This is a genomic window from Sulfuriflexus mobilis (assembly GCF_003967195.1).
Taxonomy (GTDB): Bacteria; Pseudomonadota; Gammaproteobacteria; order AKS1; family AKS1; genus Sulfuriflexus; species Sulfuriflexus mobilis.
This window is the reverse complement of the sequence record NZ_AP018725.1, coordinates 1,151,570-1,170,911: the sequence shown is the minus strand read 5'-3', so window position 1 is coordinate 1,170,911 and position 19,342 is coordinate 1,151,570. Positions and strand designations below refer to the sequence as shown.

Annotated in this window: 16 protein-coding genes; 5 read left to right on the top strand and 11 right to left on the bottom strand. The window is 47.0% G+C overall.

What is annotated here, in order from left to right; all coding sequences use genetic code 11:
- Positions 1-171 precede the first annotated feature (171 nt).
- A complete protein-coding gene (locus EL386_RS05965; protein WP_126454385.1) occupies positions 172-2,352 on the bottom strand; it encodes a RelA/SpoT family protein in 2,181 nt (726 codons plus the stop codon).
- A gap of 339 nt (positions 2,353-2,691) precedes the next feature.
- Here EL386_RS05965 and EL386_RS05960 point away from each other — a divergent pair, with 339 nt between their 5' ends.
- On the top strand, positions 2,692-3,249 hold the full coding sequence (locus EL386_RS05960) for a hypothetical protein (RefSeq protein WP_126454384.1): 558 nt from the start codon (positions 2,692-2,694) through the stop codon (positions 3,247-3,249).
- A gap of 442 nt (positions 3,250-3,691) precedes the next feature.
- Here EL386_RS05960 and EL386_RS05955 read toward each other — a convergent pair whose 3' ends face one another.
- The 3 genes from EL386_RS05955 to EL386_RS05945 form a co-directional block, all read right to left on the bottom strand.
- The gene (locus tag EL386_RS05955) at positions 3,692-4,360 is read right to left on the bottom strand and encodes a hypothetical protein (RefSeq protein ID WP_197722158.1); all 669 of its coding nucleotides are present in this window, start codon (positions 4,358-4,360) and stop codon (positions 3,692-3,694) included.
- Positions 4,361-4,388: 28 nt separating this feature from the next.
- A complete protein-coding gene (locus tag EL386_RS05950) occupies positions 4,389-4,910 on the bottom strand; it encodes a hypothetical protein (RefSeq protein ID WP_126454380.1) in 522 nt (173 codons plus the stop codon).
- A 320-nt stretch (positions 4,911-5,230) separates the two neighbouring features.
- A complete protein-coding gene (locus EL386_RS05945) occupies positions 5,231-6,643 on the bottom strand; it encodes a CARDB domain-containing protein (protein ID WP_126454378.1) in 1,413 nt (470 codons plus the stop codon).
- A gap of 189 nt (positions 6,644-6,832) precedes the next feature.
- Here EL386_RS05945 and EL386_RS05940 point away from each other — a divergent pair, with 189 nt between their 5' ends.
- Positions 6,833-7,054: a hypothetical protein gene (locus EL386_RS05940; RefSeq protein ID WP_126454376.1), complete on the top strand. Its 222-nt coding sequence runs from the start codon at positions 6,833-6,835 to the stop codon at positions 7,052-7,054.
- A gap of 6 nt (positions 7,055-7,060) precedes the next feature.
- Here EL386_RS05940 and EL386_RS05935 read toward each other — a convergent pair whose 3' ends face one another.
- From EL386_RS05935 to EL386_RS05910, 6 genes are all read right to left on the bottom strand, one after another.
- Entirely contained in the window at positions 7,061-7,927 is an 867-nt protein-coding gene (locus EL386_RS05935; RefSeq protein WP_126454374.1) for a hypothetical protein, read from the bottom strand.
- A gap of 234 nt (positions 7,928-8,161) precedes the next feature.
- A complete protein-coding gene (locus tag EL386_RS05930; RefSeq protein WP_126454372.1) occupies positions 8,162-8,989 on the bottom strand; it encodes a protein NO VEIN domain-containing protein in 828 nt (275 codons plus the stop codon).
- Positions 8,990-8,991: 2 nt separating this feature from the next.
- Complete coding sequence (locus EL386_RS05925; protein WP_126454370.1) at positions 8,992-9,411, bottom strand: very short patch repair endonuclease; 420 nt, start codon at positions 9,409-9,411, stop codon at positions 8,992-8,994.
- Complete coding sequence (locus EL386_RS05920) at positions 9,401-11,254, bottom strand: response regulator receiver domain (protein WP_126454368.1); 1,854 nt, start codon at positions 11,252-11,254, stop codon at positions 9,401-9,403. Before EL386_RS05920 ends, EL386_RS05925 begins: the two co-directional genes overlap by 11 nt.
- Entirely contained in the window at positions 11,247-14,225 is a 2,979-nt protein-coding gene (locus EL386_RS05915) for an ATP-binding protein (RefSeq protein ID WP_126454366.1), read from the bottom strand. Before EL386_RS05915 ends, EL386_RS05920 begins: the two co-directional genes overlap by 8 nt.
- Positions 14,218-15,303 carry a DNA cytosine methyltransferase gene (locus EL386_RS05910; protein WP_126454364.1) on the bottom strand — a complete coding sequence of 362 codons (1,086 nt, stop codon included), beginning with the start codon at positions 15,301-15,303 and terminating at the stop codon, positions 14,218-14,220. Before EL386_RS05910 ends, EL386_RS05915 begins: the two co-directional genes overlap by 8 nt.
- A 472-nt stretch (positions 15,304-15,775) precedes the next feature.
- Between EL386_RS05910 and EL386_RS05905 the strand changes: the two genes are divergently transcribed.
- The 3 genes from EL386_RS05905 to fusA all read left to right on the top strand — a co-directional run bounded on the left by EL386_RS05905 (position 15,776) and on the right by fusA (position 18,950).
- Entirely contained in the window at positions 15,776-16,051 is a 276-nt protein-coding gene (locus EL386_RS05905; protein WP_126454362.1) for a type II toxin-antitoxin system TacA family antitoxin, read from the top strand.
- A 17-nt stretch (positions 16,052-16,068) separates the two neighbouring features.
- Positions 16,069-16,626: a GNAT family N-acetyltransferase gene (locus EL386_RS05900; RefSeq protein WP_197722157.1), complete on the top strand. Its 558-nt coding sequence runs from the start codon at positions 16,069-16,071 to the stop codon at positions 16,624-16,626.
- A 239-nt stretch (positions 16,627-16,865) separates the two neighbouring features.
- Positions 16,866-18,950 carry an elongation factor G gene (gene fusA, locus EL386_RS05895; protein ID WP_126454360.1) on the top strand — a complete coding sequence of 695 codons (2,085 nt, stop codon included), beginning with the start codon at positions 16,866-16,868 and terminating at the stop codon, positions 18,948-18,950.
- 262 nt (positions 18,951-19,212) lie between these two features.
- On the opposite strand, the gene EL386_RS15875 is transcribed toward fusA, so the two are convergent.
- Complete coding sequence (locus EL386_RS15875) at positions 19,213-19,341, bottom strand: hypothetical protein (RefSeq protein WP_269471119.1); 129 nt, start codon at positions 19,339-19,341, stop codon at positions 19,213-19,215.
- Between the last annotated feature and the right edge of the window lies 1 nt (position 19,342).

Below are 19,342 nucleotides of genomic sequence, written 5' to 3'. Positions count from 1 at the left end.
GTTGCCAGGACCCGCAGGCTAAGGTATCCATCATTGTCTTGACCCTCCGGAACGGTGGGTAAGCTATGCATGATAGAACCCATAGAGTTCTATGCTGAAAAACTACAAGGGTTCTTTGGCCAAGAAAATGCCTGATGAAGTCCAAAGGGACCCCAGGTCACTCCACCCCGTTTAATTCGTTTGTGCCCTATTATTATAAACCTTAAGCACATTTGTTAATTGCATAATTTTATCAGAGACTTTTTGTAATTGTTGCAGGTCCTGTATTTCCATAATGATTTGCATATCAGCCATTTGTGTCTCTTTGTTTGAGCTGGTTTGTACACCAAGCACGTTGACCTTAAGATCAGACAGTATGCCTGTTATGTCTCTTAACAGCCCCGGGCGATCAATCGCCTCGATCATCAGGTTGATTTCAAACACCTGGTTATCCTGGTTAGACCATTCGACTGAAATTAAATTATCCTGTTTATCCTGTTCAAGGTTGAGTATATTGATGCAATCCTGCCGATGAACGGAAACACCTTTACCTCGCGTAATGAAACCGATGATTTCATCACCCGGCACAGGCTCACAACAGGGCGCAATACTGGTTAACAGGTTACCCACCCCGCTAACATTAACCGCATTGCTCTCGCCTTTATTGGCCGCCCTTCTTGGCCTGGGCCGATCCGGCAAGGGTTTAACGGTCTCATCTGAATAGGCCTGGTTTAATCCGGAAATTAGCTGAGCCGAACTGATATCGCCGCGACCAACCTTGGCCTGCCACTCTTCTTCCGTTTGCGCGTTAAAATATTTAATCGATTTTTCCGCGTCGTAATTCAAAATATGCATGCGCCTTAGTTCGCGCTCAATGATGGCCTTTCCATCAATGACATTCTGCTCGTAGTCCTGCTGCCGGAACCAGGCTTTTATTCTGGAACGCGTCCTGCTACTGGCGATATAGCCCAGGTTAGGATTTAACCAGTCCCTGCTTGGCCCTGGATTATTTTTCGTTAAAATCTCTACCTGCACGCCGTTTTCGAGTTTGGTGGTTAGCGGCACAATCTTGCCATTCACCTTGGCGCCCCTGCATTTATGCCCAACTTCAGTATGAATGCTGTAGGCAAAATCGACAGGTGTCGCGCCTTGCGGCAAGTCGATAACCTTGCCATCAGGGCTTAACACAAAGACCCGGTCAGAAAACAATTCAGTTTTAAAACTATCGAGTAATTCTTCCTCATCGGCTTCCGGTGTTTCTAATAGCTTCCTGATGGAATGGATGGTTTTTTCCAGCACCTCGTCCTGGGCTGTGCGCTCTTTATAACGCCAGTGTGCGGCAACACCGTATTCCGCAAACTCATGCATGGCCCAGGTTCTGATCTGGATTTCAACGGGTTTGCCTTTAGGCCCGTAAACAGCCGTATGCAGACTTTGATAGCCGTTTTCCTTGGTATTGGCGATGTAATCATCAAACTCTTTGGCAATATGATGCCAGCGACCATGAATCAGACCCAGCGCGGTGTAGCATTCTGTTACCGTGTTGACCGTTACCCGGATGGCCCGAACATCAAACAATTCTGTAAAAGGTACGTCTTTACGGGTCATTTTCGACCAGATGCTGTAAATATGTTTTGGCCGGCCATAGACCCGGCCATCAATGCCGGCACTTTTGAGCAGCGCCTGAACTTCTGTAACAACCTCGTTAATATAGGCTTCCCGCTCGCCCCTTTTCTCCTCCAGCATTTTTGCCACACGCCGGTAGGTTTCAGGCTGTAAATAACGGAAAGACAAGTCTTCCAGCTCCCATTTTAATTGCCCGATCCCCAGCCGGTTGGCAATGGGGGAAAAAATCTCAAGTGATTCTGATGCCACCGCCTTCTGGGTGACCTCATCTTTATCGGCTAATTCCCTGAGACGCTGCACCCGGTAGGCCAGCTTGACCAGCACCACGCGTACATCATCGACCATCGCCAGCAACATTCTTCTCAGGCGCTCGGCCTGCTCATGGCTATCCATCTTATTGGCTTTAAAGCCGTGAAGTTTCTCAATGCCCTTAACCAGGTGCAGAACATCTTCACCAAACTCGGTTTTGATTACCTTGTAAAACTCTTCATTGCGCAGACGGCTGTCGCTGAGCAAACAGACTATGATCGTCGTTTCATCCGCACTTAACTGGCTGAGCAATAGCGCCACATCCAGGCTGCTGGGCATTTCAGACTTAACATCCTGAATATCCCATGCATACTGGCAGGCTTTTTCCAGCAGCTCAGAGCGCTGGTGAAGATGAGATGAATTGCTAACGAGTTGGTCGATATACTCTGAGAGAGAGTATTGAGAGCTGACCTTTTGCTGTTGCTTTGTGGCTTCCATAACTAATTATGATATAGAAATACGCCCTACGTCACCTTTTAAGGTCGCTTATTAGCCAATGGATTGAGATAGCTGAACCTGAATTACGAATTCCCGGACGCCTTTTAGAAAGCGTTTTTTTGGAAAATTGGAGAATTAAAGGGATCGGTGACAAATCGAAATACAAATTATTCGCATTTGTCACCGAGCCCTTTCTTGCTCTATCCAGAGATTGGTGGGGTTACTCACTCTGATCTCTTGATTCTGAAAAACCTGATGGAAATAATATGAACCTTGCTGCAATATTAAAAGCGGATATTACTTGTTGATAATATCGCCCAGGTAGGCAAAAGGCCCTGTATGTTTCAGCACTTTCAATTTGACGAAGTGGACTCCTTTACAGATGACAACATTCGTCCTGCTGCATGGTATGTGTATGTCATCATTAGTCCATTTGATGCCTTGCTCGTACCATCACAACACGAGAATATTAGTAAGATTATTAGATATTTTGGTGAAATCACTGAACAGTCTGCAACCATCGTTAGCCCCGCAAATGAAAAGGCTCAGGAATCAACCTATAATGATGTGATTAACCATGGAGGTTGGTCATGGCATGAGAGGCGGCAGATAAACAAGACGCCGTGTCTTTTATTTAGCAGGAAACAACTCAATGACGTGGATCCAAAACTTGATACAGACAGCTATTTTTTCCTTTCCTTAAGGTGCCACCTCGCCTCGTCCAACATAGACGATTGGGAAGGGCTAAGTCTGCTGTTCAAAGCATTAACCCGTAAACTGAAAAGTAATGGAAATATCCAGCATGCGCTGGCTGAATACCATCGCCACAGGCTCTGGCTAGGTATCAAGAGAATCTTTAAAGTAATTGGGATGCCCAAGCTCCCGACAAGAAAGTAATTTTTCTCCGTGCCCATTTCTCATTCTGATCGTTATGCCCTACTCCCATTACTTAAAGGGTCCGGTGACAAATAGAAATACTAATGACTCTCATTTGTCACCGCCCCTTTTATTCCAAACACACTGACAGCGACAAATAAATCCCGATGTCCACCTGTGAGGCGTAACAAGCTAATGCCATAGTACAGGGCAATAAGCGCGCCCAATAAGTGGCTTAGTGCATTAAAGGAATCACTAAATCCGGGTAAGGAAATTGCATTCATAGAGTAAACCGGGAGTGTTTGTTAATGCCTTAAAAGGGCTCGCTGAGAATTCATCAAACTAAATCAAAAATGGACCGCGATCAATGAGAATGAGATGCATTTGTAACCGATCCCTTTCTTGCCATCGTCACGCAAGACATGCGCGTAGCTCCAGACTTTGTTTACTATTTCTGATGCACTCATTGGTTTTTCGTAATACTCTTCATAATATCCAATATAACTATAACACGTGCTTGACTTGTTTCATCTGTTGGCATGTGCCCGGATACAGACTCAACAAACCTTGAATCTTGCAACAACCCTTGGAAACGCTCTGATAGTTCTTTCGCAAGATTTGATTCTGCTTGTTTTACTTCATCTACAATTGCAGGTCTACCATCCAATACTGCAATGATATCTTCGATATCATGACTCGCCAGATAATCCCCTCCCCCTCTTCCATCGAATGCTTCAAGTTTGGTTATCAGAAAGTATGGTGCTGATACCATGCTAATTTTCTTTCCAGTTGGTAAGCCTATTAATTTCGCATTCGCAGCTGCTGGTGCATACCATTTATTACCAAAGCCCAATATCTGTGTATCTATCGGCATGACATCAAGAATTATATTATCTGCCACCCACCGACATATGGGTGCGTCATCACTAATATCTTCTGTAAAACCTCGTGCACGTAATTTTTCTGATAATTGATAATAATCAGCACGTGAAACTACCTGCACAATAGCATCCACATCTCGTGTAACACGTATAGGCGGGGCAGCTGGATCCGTTATTAATAAGCCTGTTGCACATCCACCTAAAAACACCATCTCATCAGCTAATTCTCCAAGCTGGTCAACGGCAAGCATTAATATCTCCAAGTTAGGATTCTGTATTCTAGCCATATTGTTCAAGTCGCTTTTTCAATTCCTTTTTAGCAATATCTCTTTCCCTGGCACGCCCGCCTCGAATTGCATCCACCAGAGCTAATAACTCATAGAGCTTTGGGTCGTTTTTCGCTGCTTTGGGCGCTGACTTATATAGCGGTGAAAAAGACTCACCTCGTACCTCTCCCTCCGGATCAGGCCATACCGGTGGTAATTCTTTATAATTATCAAAATACGAATCCATGGGTGCAGAAGCGTAGGCAGTCGGCATACCACGGTTTAATTCACCTCGTTCTGGTACAAATACGTACTGAATACCGTGCAACAAGAAGTCTTCCAAGTTATTGATATTCGGCCAAATATTGTCACCCTTTTTGATTGCTAACCTCGCAAAAACCGCTCGTTTGGCAGCAGCATGTACCTCCGATGGGCTCATGCCTAGCTCATTGGCTAACTTATTGAAAGTCCAGTCTTTTGTATGAATAGAGACCAGTTTCAATAAAAAGAGTATATCTTGTGGCTTAAGGTTCATTTCAGCATTCTCTGTTCGCGATTCGCGAATAAAGAATAACAACTCTCTAATCAAAGTCAAGCGGCCAATAAAACGTCACAAGTACCACAGGCGGGATCGGCGACTGTAAATCCGGGTTTGGTCGCACCCGGCGTGCTGCCTCCCGCGACATTCATAAGTCACTGCATAGCAAATTACATTACCTCCCCATCGGCTGGACCCACGGACACGGGGTAATGTGCGTTGACTTCAATTTAATTCATTTGTGATAAGTGAGAATGAGATGCATTTGTCACTACCCACTTTTATTCGCCTTTTAATCGTTTTCCGGCCCCACGAATTTAATTTGTGATATCTATCATTCGTGACAGATCATTGTTGGCCATGTTCGGCTCCGTACCGGTGAGCCTGACCGAGGCAGTAAAATGCTGCCTGCTGTTAATCGATTTGGCCGTCTCGATGTTTAGCACAAAGATACGTTTTTCGCCTGGCAACAGCTCATCGATATCGAAACGTGTAACAATATCAGACCATGAACCCTGCTTGATAACGGCATGATCCAGGGTGGCTGTCAGCACGATGTTTTCCGCCTTGTGACTACTCATGGCAGAATTCTTCACCTCCAGCAGGATGGGCGTCTTCTTGTTTCTCTTCATCGACTCGGGTATCCAGGCCCTTACACGCAGGTCGGCTGGCGTTCCCAGGCCCCGACTATCAAACTTCACCGGTATCCCGCGGACAAACATGCGGCCCTCGTGCACGTTATTGCCTTCGTTCAATTCATTGAGCTGATTATCGGGGTCTACCGTTACCCTGAAGTCCTTCATCCCTCCCAGGGTCCACTTGGGTTTTCTTACAACAGACCATTTCTCTCCTGGATCCAGCCTGGGCACGGTATAGGTCTCGGTACCCTTTCCCTCAATCCAGAAGCGTAATGCTGACTCGGGTGACTTCCGTTCGCCGACGTTTTTGACATAGGCGCGAACTGAACGGCGTTTGAGCACAGCCACTGATGGCACATGGGGGCGCACATAGACCTGCAGGTCGGGCTCGGGGTTGACGGCATAAATCGTTTTCACCTTATTGTTTTCTTCATCACGCTCCCTGGCCTGGGCAGCCGTATCCAGAGTTAATTCATTTCGGTACAACGCCCACTGCGGCACCCGGTACTTACGCTTGAACAGATAGGTCGATGCGTTTTCAAAACGAAGTGTCCTATCGTCGCTAATGATAACGGCACCACCCGGGCCATACACTTTGAACTCAGCTTTCACGCTTTCCGGAATATCCGGGCCCTCTGCATGAACCGTTGCCTGATATTGGAGTAAATCAGAGGAATTACGTGGATCGGGGGTAATGCTGATATTGTCTGCAGACAACTCGGATGGGGCAAGAACAGAGAACGGCTCACTGCAGCCTTTGAATACGACATTATTGGCTGTGCCATGCACGCACAGGCGATGTGGGACCTGGGGCAAGTCATGGTAAACACCCCAATGGTAACAATGGGAAAGATCGGTGGTGCCCAGATTAAGCGAGATAAAACGCTGACCACCGCCAGACGCCTTTTCAATAGAAAGTTTCAGCGGTGGCAACACGTCTGCTGTGCGTGTCCAGCAGATATCATAGTGGTGTGTCTGATACCAGGTAGCATTTGCTGAAGGGCTGGAAAAGACGATTTCTGCCGCCCACGTCGCCGGAGCGAACGCCAGACAAGCCATGATGATTATCTTGCTGTGTAATATGATGCGCATAACCACTCTCCCTGTTCATTATTCCGCACGTCAAGTTCTTAATTATGACAGTGCCAGGACGCTGTTTCCTGGGCCAGGCTTATAGAATCAATACTGTCAGACTCCATTGAAATGTCAATTATGTGCTGGATCGATCGAGTCTGACCCTTAGGTATTCCAAGAAAGGGGTCAGTGACAAATGAGAATGAGATGCATTTGTCACTGACCCCTTTTATTCTATTTTTCTTAGTGCCGCATGCGCGGGCTAAAGACATTGCCGGCGAGGCGTTCATGGCTGGGGATGCCCGGCCCGCCGGCAATGGTGCTGAGCCTGGGCGACACCCTCAGGCTGAGGTCATCACGTATTCATTAAAGGGCTCTGATACCTTTAATGTTCTTATTGTTCTTATTGTTCTTGTTTACTTAATTTGATCCCACTTAATTCTTACTTGATATAGACAATATTACAAACGGCGATCGATCACTAACCGTTGACCCATCAATTAAACTACTTATGCACCATTTATTAACTTTATCTAGATATTCTTCGCGCTTATTCTTCAGAGCCATAATATCCCTTGGAGTAAATACGTTATCTAAAGCAGAAAACACCATCTCACCTTTTCTAAACGGCTCAACTACCCCTAATGATGACCACATAGTAATTAGCCCCCAAATTCTACAAAGTAATTCAATATCTTTATCAACGTCATACCACTCTACTCTTGGACTACTCTCATTATGTGCTATAACTTTATTTCGATATAACATGGCTTTTGAGTTTAAATTCGAAAAATGCCCTTCCGAATAGTGCATTTTAATTTCAATCTGTTCTAGCTCACCCTCTCCACATAAACCACTAGAGTCAATATAGCCAGAAACAGCATTCCATAATCTCCTTAATGAATTATCTCTAGGGTCCTTACTTACCAACTTTCCTATCAAACAAAATATTGCATATATACCACCCGTCAGCCATTGTGCATGGAATACGTATTTCTTAAACGGGTTTCTCTCTGTATCTGTATTTTGAAATGAGTATATAGAAGCTCTCCACTCTATAAGCTCAAGGATCAGCTCATCAATACCTTGAGGATAGTCTCCATTCTTGAATTCATTGCTATTAGACCAGCTTTTAAGCTTATTAATTTCATCTTCCCAGTGGTTTTTATCCTCTTCAGAACAGGCATTTTCCTTATAGAAATTATAGGAGTCTATTTTATTTTTAATCTCCTCATGACTGAGATGCCCTGTAGTAATCCCCATGCAATAATTTTTTGCATCTTCCTCAGAGATAAATTCCACTCATCTTCTCCGGTTCGCACTCATGCATAACTATAATAGTTTTACTCTGCCACTACAATTTCAAGTACTCTGACCACTTGTTTCGATTGGGTATTTTACCGCAAACGGATGGCGAGTTGAGCCTGATGCGTTAAAAGGAGCTTTGGCTTGATTTAGATATAATGCATCAGTGATACCTGGGGGATGCGCTGTCTGATTCTGGCGAATTTTTCTCTTTCAATTGCTTCTTTGTTATCAAAAGCTAGCCCGATATATCGTGGCGTGTAAATTAATTCGTTCAGAAATATCACCATCCAAAATAAATAGTTTTGGATCCTTTCTGAATTCAAAAACTCGATATAAGGAATATTGTTCCTGATGTAACTTTGAAAATTCCACTTCATTATCTGAGATATAAAAAGGCAAGTATTTACCTAATTTTGTGGTTTTGACTTCGATAAATAGTTCAGCCTCATTATCAGGATTAAATGAGCGAATATCATAGCCTGCACCATCGCCTTTTACCTGACTAGTCCATTCAACATCATTGACGAGATCCTCTCGCCCCGCTTTACTTAGTCGCTGACGTTCATACCGCAGTACAAACTCCTCACCCGAGACACCTAGCTTCCTATTCTGTCTTTCCCTATCAGTAAAATTATATTGTCGTGGTATAAAGTCACGCACAGGTGTCTGAAAGTTAACCCGTTCTGTGACAGGTGTATCAGTGAGGACGTTCACCCACTCTAGCTCCTGGATAATGTCAGGCTCTTGGGTAATCAGCTCATCTGCAGTCTGTGTAATAGTGGAATTATCAAGATTGGACTCAACGGTATGTTTAAGTAATTGCTGGTAGTTAAATGCAGGCTTGTAGCCTGAAATGTAGGGATAGCCCAACTCGATCAATATAGCACTGACATTCTGGTGCTTATATTCAATTGACCCATCTGATCGATTATTAAGTTTAGTTTGCAAAAGCCGTCTATGTGCCGACTTCTGATAGGAGTCGCCTTTAAGCTCTTTACCCAGCATATCCAGATAATCTGCAACAATTACCTCACATTCCAATAGAGACCATTCCATATTTAATAACCCTTTAGGGCGAGACAGTTACTCAACGCCTTCTCCAGTACTTCTTGTTGTTTGGTTTCACATTCCCAAATAATACATACCTGCCAGCCTAAGGATTTGAGATCAGCAGTATTCTTCTTGTCTCGTTCAAAATTACCCGTGAGCTTCTTTTTCCAAAACGCTTTGTTCGAGGCGGGCATTGTTGCTCGCTTGCAACCTGAATGCTGATGCCAAAAGCAGCCGTGAACGAAAATACATAGCTTATATTTAGGCAATACTATGTCGGGTTTACCCGGCAGGTCTTTGCGGTGTAGACGGAAGCGGTAACCCATGGCATGAAGAACACGTCTTACACGAAGCTCTGGCGTTGTATTCTTACCTTTGACCGCAGACATCACCTCAGAACGCCGCTGGGGTGAGAGCTTATCCGCCATCCTTACCAGCAGGCCTATTAAATGGGGCAAAGTCCAATCCGACCCTGGACAGATTTGCACCAAGCCGATGCAACAAGTTAAGCGCATATTCGTAACGTAACTGAGCTACTACCTTGGCGCTTGCTGATTTAGGGACTAGCTGGTCATCTTCTGATGCGATCCGAACCAGTCCAAGTTCGTATTTATCGCCACTAAACCTTCCCTGTTCTGCGACAAACATCTCCTCCCACTTCGGATTGGGTTCTCGGTTCAGGATGTCGGCCGCCTCATCAATAGGGGGCGTAAACTGGAAAGCCTGTATAGAACCACCAATATTCAGGAATAGGTGGTTACCAGCGTCGGCACTCTTCAATGCCGTCTGGATATCTTCATCGAAAAGCATCACAGCTCTAAATGGGGTAAAACTCCCCAGTCGTCCAGGCCAGCCAGTAGTTTTTTGCCCCGGTACAAGATCGCAGGCTGGTGATAAACACAACCAATAGTTAGTACTTTCACCGGTTACTATCTCCAACACATGGCCAGTAGATAGATACGCACCTTCTACTTCCTTACTACATGCGTACTTATTCAAGCTCGTGGCGATATTCTCATTGTGAGGGGCTACATCAGGCTTGAATGGAAGATACTTATTAATTGCCTCCTCCCGCCCGATGCTCTCGAAGTGACTTCCCAAACGCGAAGCAAAATCCAAAACGTTATGTTGAAGAGCATCGCCTAAGCTCTCCCAATGCCTACTAACCGTATTCCTGATTTTCAACGCGCGTTCAGCAGAACCTGGTGTCAAGTACTCAGCAAACCAACCAGCCTGTAGGTAAGTGTCGCTCAGCACGCGACCTTCCGCCAGCACACCTCGTTCATCCAACTCCGACCTCATCTTCGACATTAACAACCGATGAGGTGTAGGCGACCATCGAATCAAGGCATCCAACAATTTATCGGGCAATGTTTCAGGGGCATGTTCCTTACTAACAACAGTGACGAAGAGTCGATTCGTTCTGATCCAATTCACGCCATCTTCAAACCACTTGCATTCGACCTTACCAAGGTCGACTGCTGATAACTTATCCTTAAGCTGCTCCTGCAGATCAGAGATAGACCATTTGAGAAGCAATCCAACCCTTCGGGAAATCTCAGCAGGAGCCTGTTCCAAAAGACCAAACAATCCACCAAACTCGTTAAACTGCTTACAACTATCAACGTCACATTCTTCAGAGGAACGTGCCTTCAAATAAGCACCTTCATCCAACTGCTCCTGTAGCTTCGAGAGAATATCCGGCTCGAGGTTCTCCCATTCACCTATAGCACCGAGAGCCGCATCCAAACCACCGCCTTCTAAAGCGAGACCTTCATCGTACTTCGTTAGGCCTACCGCAATTTCTCTAACAACGCGTTCAATGGCACCGCCGATACCTTCGTAACCTTTGGTATGAACCACGACCAGGTTAAAATGATCATTGGCTGCGAGCTGGCGAAGTATATCGATTGCTTGGCTGCCATCAGTCTGATCATGTTCATCGAGATGAAAATCCAGAACCATCAAGTCAGTCTGGTTCAGATGATGTGCCGCACCTTCATCAGTAGTCACTCCTGCAGCAGGTTGACCGTCATGGATTTCCAGCATCCAACGTCGCTCCTCGCTGCGGCAGAACGCAATAATATCTCTTGCCCTCTTGGTGTTTTGTGATTTCCAGGTCTTCTCATTCTTGCCGAGCTCTTTATCAATCAATCCATCAAGAGTCGGATATTCGTCATCGACTACAACAACTGCACGAATCGGCTCAATGAATGCCTCTTTGATTAAGCGACCGTATTCATCCGTGCCCATAGAGCTTGCATTATTCATACTGGGCGCCTTTGAATTGGACTACAAAGTTTGCCCCAGGCAACAACCTGTATTTATCCTCAGTGGCATATCTTATATCGTGCCCACCAGCAGCCAGATTGGCGCGGCATAAATAAAGCCCAACACCTCGCCCACCCCTTACCTTTTTAGTGAAAAAAAGGCTGAACAGATGGCCCAGATCATCTTCGTCTACACCTGGTCCATCGTCGGCGATGATTACACGATCATCGACTATATCCAGCAATATTCGATGGTCACTTTTGCTCGTCTGATTGACCCAATAGGCGGCGTTGTTGATCAAATTGATAAAAACCGGATAGATACGTGAAGGCTGCTCGTATACTGAGAATTTTAGGAACCGCTCTGATGTTTCCAGCTTGACCTGCATCTGGACAAGAGCCTTACTCATAAAGTGATTCACGTAATCGTAAATATGCTGCCCGGTAAGGTTGCTTTTCAGCTTGGTACCCGAAAGTTTTAACGGCGAGAGAAAACGCAAACGGTCCGACAAGGCATCATGTGCAACACGAACATTGTTGAAGGCCGCCGTTTCCTTCACATTGGCCGGGAGCTCATTCAGACCTTCCGCAATGCTTACTTCAAGCCCCTCAATCTCATGACCGATGATTTCAACAGTGATACCCAACTGCGCCAAAGAGTGGAGCCGATCCAATTCTTCCCGCATTTCATCGGCCACAGCCATTCCATAGCTGGCAAGCGTCTCCAGATCAATGCTTTCACTTAAACTCTGCAACGCAGCGATATAGGGTTCAAACGTTTCGGCATTGTCGTAATCTGCTTTCTCGCGCTGTTCTGCGAACATTGTCAGCGCACTGCTTAGTTTTATCCGTTCATTCTCGACATCATCCAATAAGGGCATCATCGCAGCGTGATATGCCTTGCTGCGATCCTCGTAGAGCACAGTGACACGCTGTTGTTCACTTTCAAGGAGATGTTTTGCATCCTTGAGCCATCCACGCAGTCGTTTCTGCAAGAATGTGGCATGAGAACTCAGCTCGGAGTAGGCGATGTCTTTCGGCGAGCGTGGGTTAATCGCTTCAATTGCTTCCGTCAAAGACTGCTCCATGCCTGCCAATAGCTCAGCAACACGTTTCTGATTCATGCGGTATGCTGTGTAGGCATCTTCAAGCGTGCCTAGAGGCCGCGGCGCCTCACCCAGTGAAAATATTTTCAGCTGCTCTTTTATTTCTCCAACGGCCTGTCGGGAATGAATTACTTCCGATTCTTCCGGCTGGCTTGCGCTACCAATTTGTTCGGCAAGTAGCTCAGTCTCAGACAACAGCACTTCCAACTGCGGAGCAAAGCGCTTCAGGTTTACGGAAAAACGCTTTCGCTTACTGGCGCGTTGTTTCTTATATTCAGCTTCCGCCTTTTCCTTCGCTTTATTTTTCTGAATCTCAGGCAGCAGTTTTTTCCGTATATCGGAATCACTACCAAAATACTTGCGTGCCGCTGTCATTAGAATATTTTCAACAAGATCCCTGAAAATCTTGGCCGCTTTGTTGTCGATAATTCCTTCTCGGCCAGCCTTATCCTTAAGGTTCGGGTTTCCTTGTCGTGTAATTGCAACACGACCGAAGGTTCGTCTATTGGACCAAAATTCGCGTCCAGCCTTAAAGCTTCGTCGCTTCTCTATCTCGAAGAAATCGTTATCCTCACGCCCGTAGGGCATAACGCGAAGACCATTGCGGTACACCATGACACCACCATAAAGCGCGGACTTCTCCTTAATATCACTGAGTACGGCAGCCGCGTGGCTGGATGACCCTACATTACTCTCAAAGGTCCCGAGCCGGATATGAAAAGGCCCAACCATAGACTTGGCGTGATGACTCACCTCCCCTTCCGCTTTTATTTTCACCTCGCCTTCCAGCCATTTACCAAATGCTTTCACTCGCCCGACGAATAATCCCTCCTCGTCAACCTCCCCTTCCAGCACATGCTCAAGCTGTTCCAGTGCGTTGTGATCAAATTCTCTCTCGCTCGTAACAATAGGTCGTCTTAAGGAACCTTCCCATGCGGTCACAGAATACTTAAAGGGCCCGGGGCCATAACCTTCCCTAAGCTCATCAGTATCTGAAAATGTGTCGGTAAAACTAGATAGTGTCTGGATAAGCCGATCTCTTGCTTGCTTTACTGCACTTTTTTCAGCTGGGTTCGCACGACTATCTAGTTGCGCCTCAAGATCGAAAGTTAAGTCACCGATCAGAAGGGCCGTTCCGTGCTCTTTCTCACCCTTCCAAAGTGGCCATTGTTCGATATGTATTGGTTCGAATGCCGTATCGATCACAATCGTTTCGATTGCTGCACGTGTTGACGGTTTCTTCTCTTCTTTTTCCAACTCGTCGAAACTCCGCCAAGCGGCGGATACACGTTCATTTCTTGCTGTATCCGCACCCTCTCCACTTTCTCCCCATACGTTGGTCATGAGTCCGTCGAAGAGAGTAGGCAGCTTAGTGAACAGGTCTTCCTTTTCGTTGAAATCGACTATGGGAATCTTGATGTCCTGAAGGAAAAGAAAGGGATTCTCAAATAGGCGCCAGTCGATCAGAGCTGCAGTGAAAGGATCGTGGCGTCTTTTCGAAACAACAAGCAAAAGCGGACCCAAAGCGGCAACGGACAATCTCCCGATACCCTTTTGCCCCTGTTTCTGGCGATATGGGAGTCCATGCCGATCTTCTTCGGGTACTTCACCTGTTGTGGTCTTCGATTCCGTACCGACAACCAACCATTTATCAATGAATTCATCACGATTCATTCCATGACCATCATCAACGATGGCGGCTATTGGCACCTCACTATCATAGATGTGTAATGCCACAGCTTCAGCATAAGCATCGTAGGCATTCTTCCAAAGTTCGGAAATTGCTGTTGGACAGTCAGCAATTTGCTCTCTTCCCAGATGGTCTATGGTCCTCGCCCGCGTACGGAAGGAGATAGATTCAAGCATCTTTACGGCTCCATTTTCTAAGTCCAGCGGCAATAGTCGTAAGCAAAACTTCCCCCAACTTTACCGGCACGGCATTCCCTATCTGCTCACCTGCCGCAATGAGACCGCCCTTAAAAACAAAGTCATCCGGGAATGTCTGAAAACGCGCTGCATGTCGCAGAGTAATTCCGTGGTGTTCCGTGGGATGAACAAAGCGCCCTTTCGACGGATTGATGCACGCGGTTGTCATTGTTGGACCGGGTTTATTTGGATCGATTCTTCCATATACATCCTTGTGGCCATTATGATTTTTATGGCACGGCAGTACTCGACCGGAGTCTTTCCTGCTGCCGCCGTTGATGGGGGTTTTCTTAAAAACCACTATCAGCTCCGGACCGTGTTTCATGTGAATATTATTATTATCCGACTTTAGCACCCTTTTTCTAAAAATGGGTGATGCGGTGACTAATGGTTTAAGGTTTGGATCAACCTCTCGCGCTTTCTCGTCACCGTGTGTCGGTTTTGGGGGCCAAACGATATCGAGTTCAATGTCATTTCGAACGCCTAAGATAAATACACGTTTTCTCCGTTGAGGTACACCGTAGCACTGCGCATCAATGACTTCAGGTGCATATACCTTATATTTAGCCTTCCGCCCTTGTTTATAAAATTCATTTAAGAAATCTTCATGCCTTTTCCACAGCAGTCCGGGCACATTTTCCATCAGGAAAACCTTGGGCTTCAGTTTCTTTACGAATGCGAAGTATCGAAGCAGCAATTCATTTCGAGGGTCATCGACCCCCGCATCATTTAAACGGTGTACTGAAAAACCCTGGCATGGAGGACCGCCTAGAAGGATGTCGCACCCGACACCATTGGAGAAATGATTTCTATAAAGAGACTGTGGCTTAAATTGGAGGATATCTTCCTCGTAGAGTACGTGTTTTTTGTTGTTTATAAGATTATGGCGGTACGTTTCACAAGCTTTGGGATTCCACTCAACCGCCGCTACCACGTTTATGCCGGCATTACTGGCCGCCAATGAAAAACCACCCGCTCCCGCGAATAAATCCACACAATTAAATTTATATTTCGCCATATAAATACATGATTCGTAAAATAATAGAACAAGTGCTCTAGTAATTAAGGTTGAGAGCCCTGGTTTGTTGTTCTTATTTAGCTAACCCCCAGAACAAATTTGCTTTTTAATATATCACATGAGAAGGAGCATTGGTTATATCTGGCAAGCTAATGAAAAATATATATTTTTATACTTACGTAACATAGAAACTAAGCGATGATGACGATAATGACTGCAATGCTTGTTTTTGTTGAATTAATCACATTAAAATGTGAATAAAACCCTTTTAAATTCAATGATATAGCGCTATTTTGTAATGAAAAACAATTATGGATTTCGGCCTGCACTTAGAACATCTTCGATGTTCATTAAGTACTTACTGAACCTTGTTCTGGTCGCGCCGGAATGACGAAGTCCAAAATATATTGTGTGTACATTTACCGTACATGACCTATACTACGATGTAGCATTACTTCAACAGGTGAGCAGCATGGCAACCTCTGTATCAAAAAAAGATGAGCGTATCGATGTTCGGGTCAGCACTGACTCGAAGACCCTGTTTGCCCGTGCGGCGGAGATCTCTGGTCTGAGTATGACGGCCTTTGTTATTGAGGCCGCCCGCGAGCGCGCTGCACGCCTGATTGCCGAGCATGAGCGCCTGCTTCTGAAGAACCAGGCGCGTGATGTTTTCTTAAATGCGCTCGCCAGCCCACCCGCCCCTAGCGATGCCCTGCGTCGTGCCGCTGAAAAATATGCTGTGAAATAAGGCGTTCAATGTGACGGATGACATCGACGGGCTCAGGGGTCGCTAACGGCGTCCATGCCTACCGCGACATTCGTACCTCCATGTACATCATTGAGCCCATTCACAAGCAACACCGGCGCAAGGCCTTCGATTGCGGAAAACCCGGCTTAAATGAGTATTTGAGTCGTTTTGCACGCCAAAACGATAAAAAAAACATCGCCAAGACCTTTGTGGCCGTCGATGATGATGGGCTGGTTAAGGGGTATTACTCCCTGTGCACCTCACAAGTGGAATTTGAAGAGTTGCCAGATTCGTTCTCAGGTTCATTACCGGAATACCCTATACCGGCTGCACTGGTTGCCCGGCTTGCGGTAGACCGTGGCGCCTTGGGGCAAGGGCTTGGGGCAAGATTGCTCATTGATGCCCTGCAACGGGTATTAACGGCCTCGGCTGAAATGGCGGTTAAGGTCGTTATCGTTGATGCCCTGGATGATGAGGCCCGCCGCTTCTATGAGCATTATGGGTTTATGGCCTTACCTGGCCAGGAATATAAGCTATTTTTACCAATCGAAACCATACAGGCAGTGTTTTCCTAGTTATATTCGGCATTCTTCGTACTGTTTGGTCGCGTGGAGCGGCTGCGCGGTCGGTGACAGGCAATTTTCCATCAATTTGGTGCAAAATCGTCGAAATAGCCGAAATCTCATACACATGAGGCGTGCTTTAGCATATAATGCGCGCCGCTGAATCCTTTAGAAATCAGCCCCCTTTTACGCAATGTTGGCCGTGGTTCGACCCGCATTCACAAATTTAAGATTAACCGCAGAGTAGAGTCATGACTGATATTAGCAAATACAGAAACATAGGCATTTTCGCGCACGTGGATGCCGGCAAAACCACGACCACGGAACGTATCCTCAAGCTGACCGGTAAGATCCACAAGACCGGTGAAGTGCACGATGGTGAGGCCACCACCGACTTCATGGAACAGGAAGCGGAGCGCGGTATTACGATTCAGTCTGCGGCAACCTCCTGTCAGTGGAACGGCCACCGCATGAACATTATCGATACCCCGGGACACGTCGACTTCACCATTGAAGTGTACCGCTCCCTGAAGGTGCTCGACGGCGGTGTGGGTGTCTTCTGTGGTTCCGGTGGTGTTGAGCCGCAGTCTGAGACCAACTGGCGTTATGCCAACGAGTCTGAGGTGGCGCGTGTTATTTTTGTTAACAAGCTCGACCGCATGGGTGCCGATTTCTACCGCGTGGTTGGCCAGGTCGAGAGCGTGCTCGCCGCTAACCCGCTGGTGATGGTGCTGCCTATCGGTGTGGAAGAAGGTTTTGTTGGCGTGGTAGACCTGCTCAGCCGCAAGGCCTATGTCTGGGATGACTCCGGCCTGCCGGAAAACTTCAAAATTGAAGAGGTTCCCGCTGACATGACCGACAAGGTTGAAGAATGGCGCGAGAAGCTTATCGAAACCGCCGTTGAACAAGACGATGACCTGATGGAAAAATACCTGGAGGGTGAAGAGCCTTCCATTGATGACCTCAAGCGTTGCATTCGCAAGGGCACCATCGCGCTGGACTTCTTCCCGACCTACTGTGGTTCGGCGTTCAAGAACAAGGGCATTCAGCTGGTGCTGGATGCGGTAGTCGATTACCTGCCTAACCCAACCGAAGTGACGCCACAGCCGCTGACCGATGAAGAAGGTAACGAGACTGGCAAGTTCGCGATTGTGGATGACAAAGAACCCTTCCGCGCCCTGGCCTTCAAGATCATGGATGACCGCTTTGGCGCCCTGACCTTTGTGCGTGTTTACTCCGGTACGCTGAATAAAGGTGACACCATTCTGAACACCTTCACGGGCAAGACCGAGCGTATTGGTCGTATCGTGGAAATGCACGCCAATGACCGTATTGAGCTGGATGGTTGCCGCGCCGGTGACATCGTCGCCTTTATCGGCATGAAGAACGTGCAGACCGGTCACACCCTGTGTGATCCGAAGCACCCTGCCACACTCGAACCGATGGTCTTCCCGGACCCCGTCATCTCGATTGCGGTGGCGCCTAAGGATAAGGCCGCGTCTGAAAAACTCGGTATCGCCATCGGCAAGATGGTGCAGGAAGATCCTTCCTTCCGTGTTGAAACCGACGAAGAGAGTGGCGAAACCATTCTTAAGGGTATGGGCGAGCTGCACCTGGATATTAAGGTCGACATCCTCAAGCGTACCCACGGTGTTGAAGTCGTGGTGGGTAAACCACAGGTGGCCTACCGCGAAACGATTACCCAGCGTATTGAAGATTCTTACACCCATAAGAAGCAGTCGGGTGGTTCGGGTCAGTTCGGTAAGATCGAATACACCATCGAGCCAGGTGAACCGGGTACGGGTTACGAATTTGAATCAAAGGTTACCGGTGGTAACGTGCCACGTGAATTCTGGCCAGCCGTTGAAAAGGGCTTTAGAAGCAGCATGGAAAAAGGCGTACTCGCCGGCTACCCTTGCCTGGACTTCAAGGTGATCCTGAACGACGGTGCCTTCCACGCCGTTGACTCCTCGGCCATTGCCTTTGAAATCGCTGCCAAGGCCGCCTACCGTCAGACCATGCCGAAGGCCGGCCCGCAGTTGATGGAGCCGATCATGAAGGTGGACGTGTTTACACCGGATGATAACGTCGGTGATGTGATTGGTGACCTTAACCGCCGTCGCGGCATGATCAAGTCACAGGAGCCGGGTCCGACTGGTGTTCGCATCAAGGCCGAGTGCCCGCTGTCTGAAATGTTTGGTTACATCGGTGACCTGCGTACCATGACCTCTGGTCGTGGCCAGTTCTCGATGGAGTTCCTGCACTACATGCCTTGTCCGAAGAATGTGGCCGAGGTGGTGATCAAGGAAGCCCACGAGCGCGAAGCCAAGAAGTAAGGTTTACGCGGAATAAGTACCTCCGTGTACAAAACCGCTCCTGCACTTCCCTATAAAAAAAGGGGCCGGCATTTTGTCGGCCCTTTTTTTTATAACCGGCGGCCGGGAAAAAACGCTTGATGCATGCACTGTGCGATTTGACACATACAAGACAAGGCATAGCCCATACACTGAGTCTGTTGTGCAAAATTGTCAGTATGTCTCCCATCTCTCACAGTTCGACATACAGACTATTTTGGTGGGCGCCTCTGGCGCCCATTTTTTATTTTGCGGTCGCGTGGACGACGGGCTGAGCGCTTGCCTGTTCGGTATTGGGAGGGCTGGCATGTGCGGAGATCACGAACAATACCAGCAATGAGGCGATGGCGATGATGTGAATGGTATTAATCATA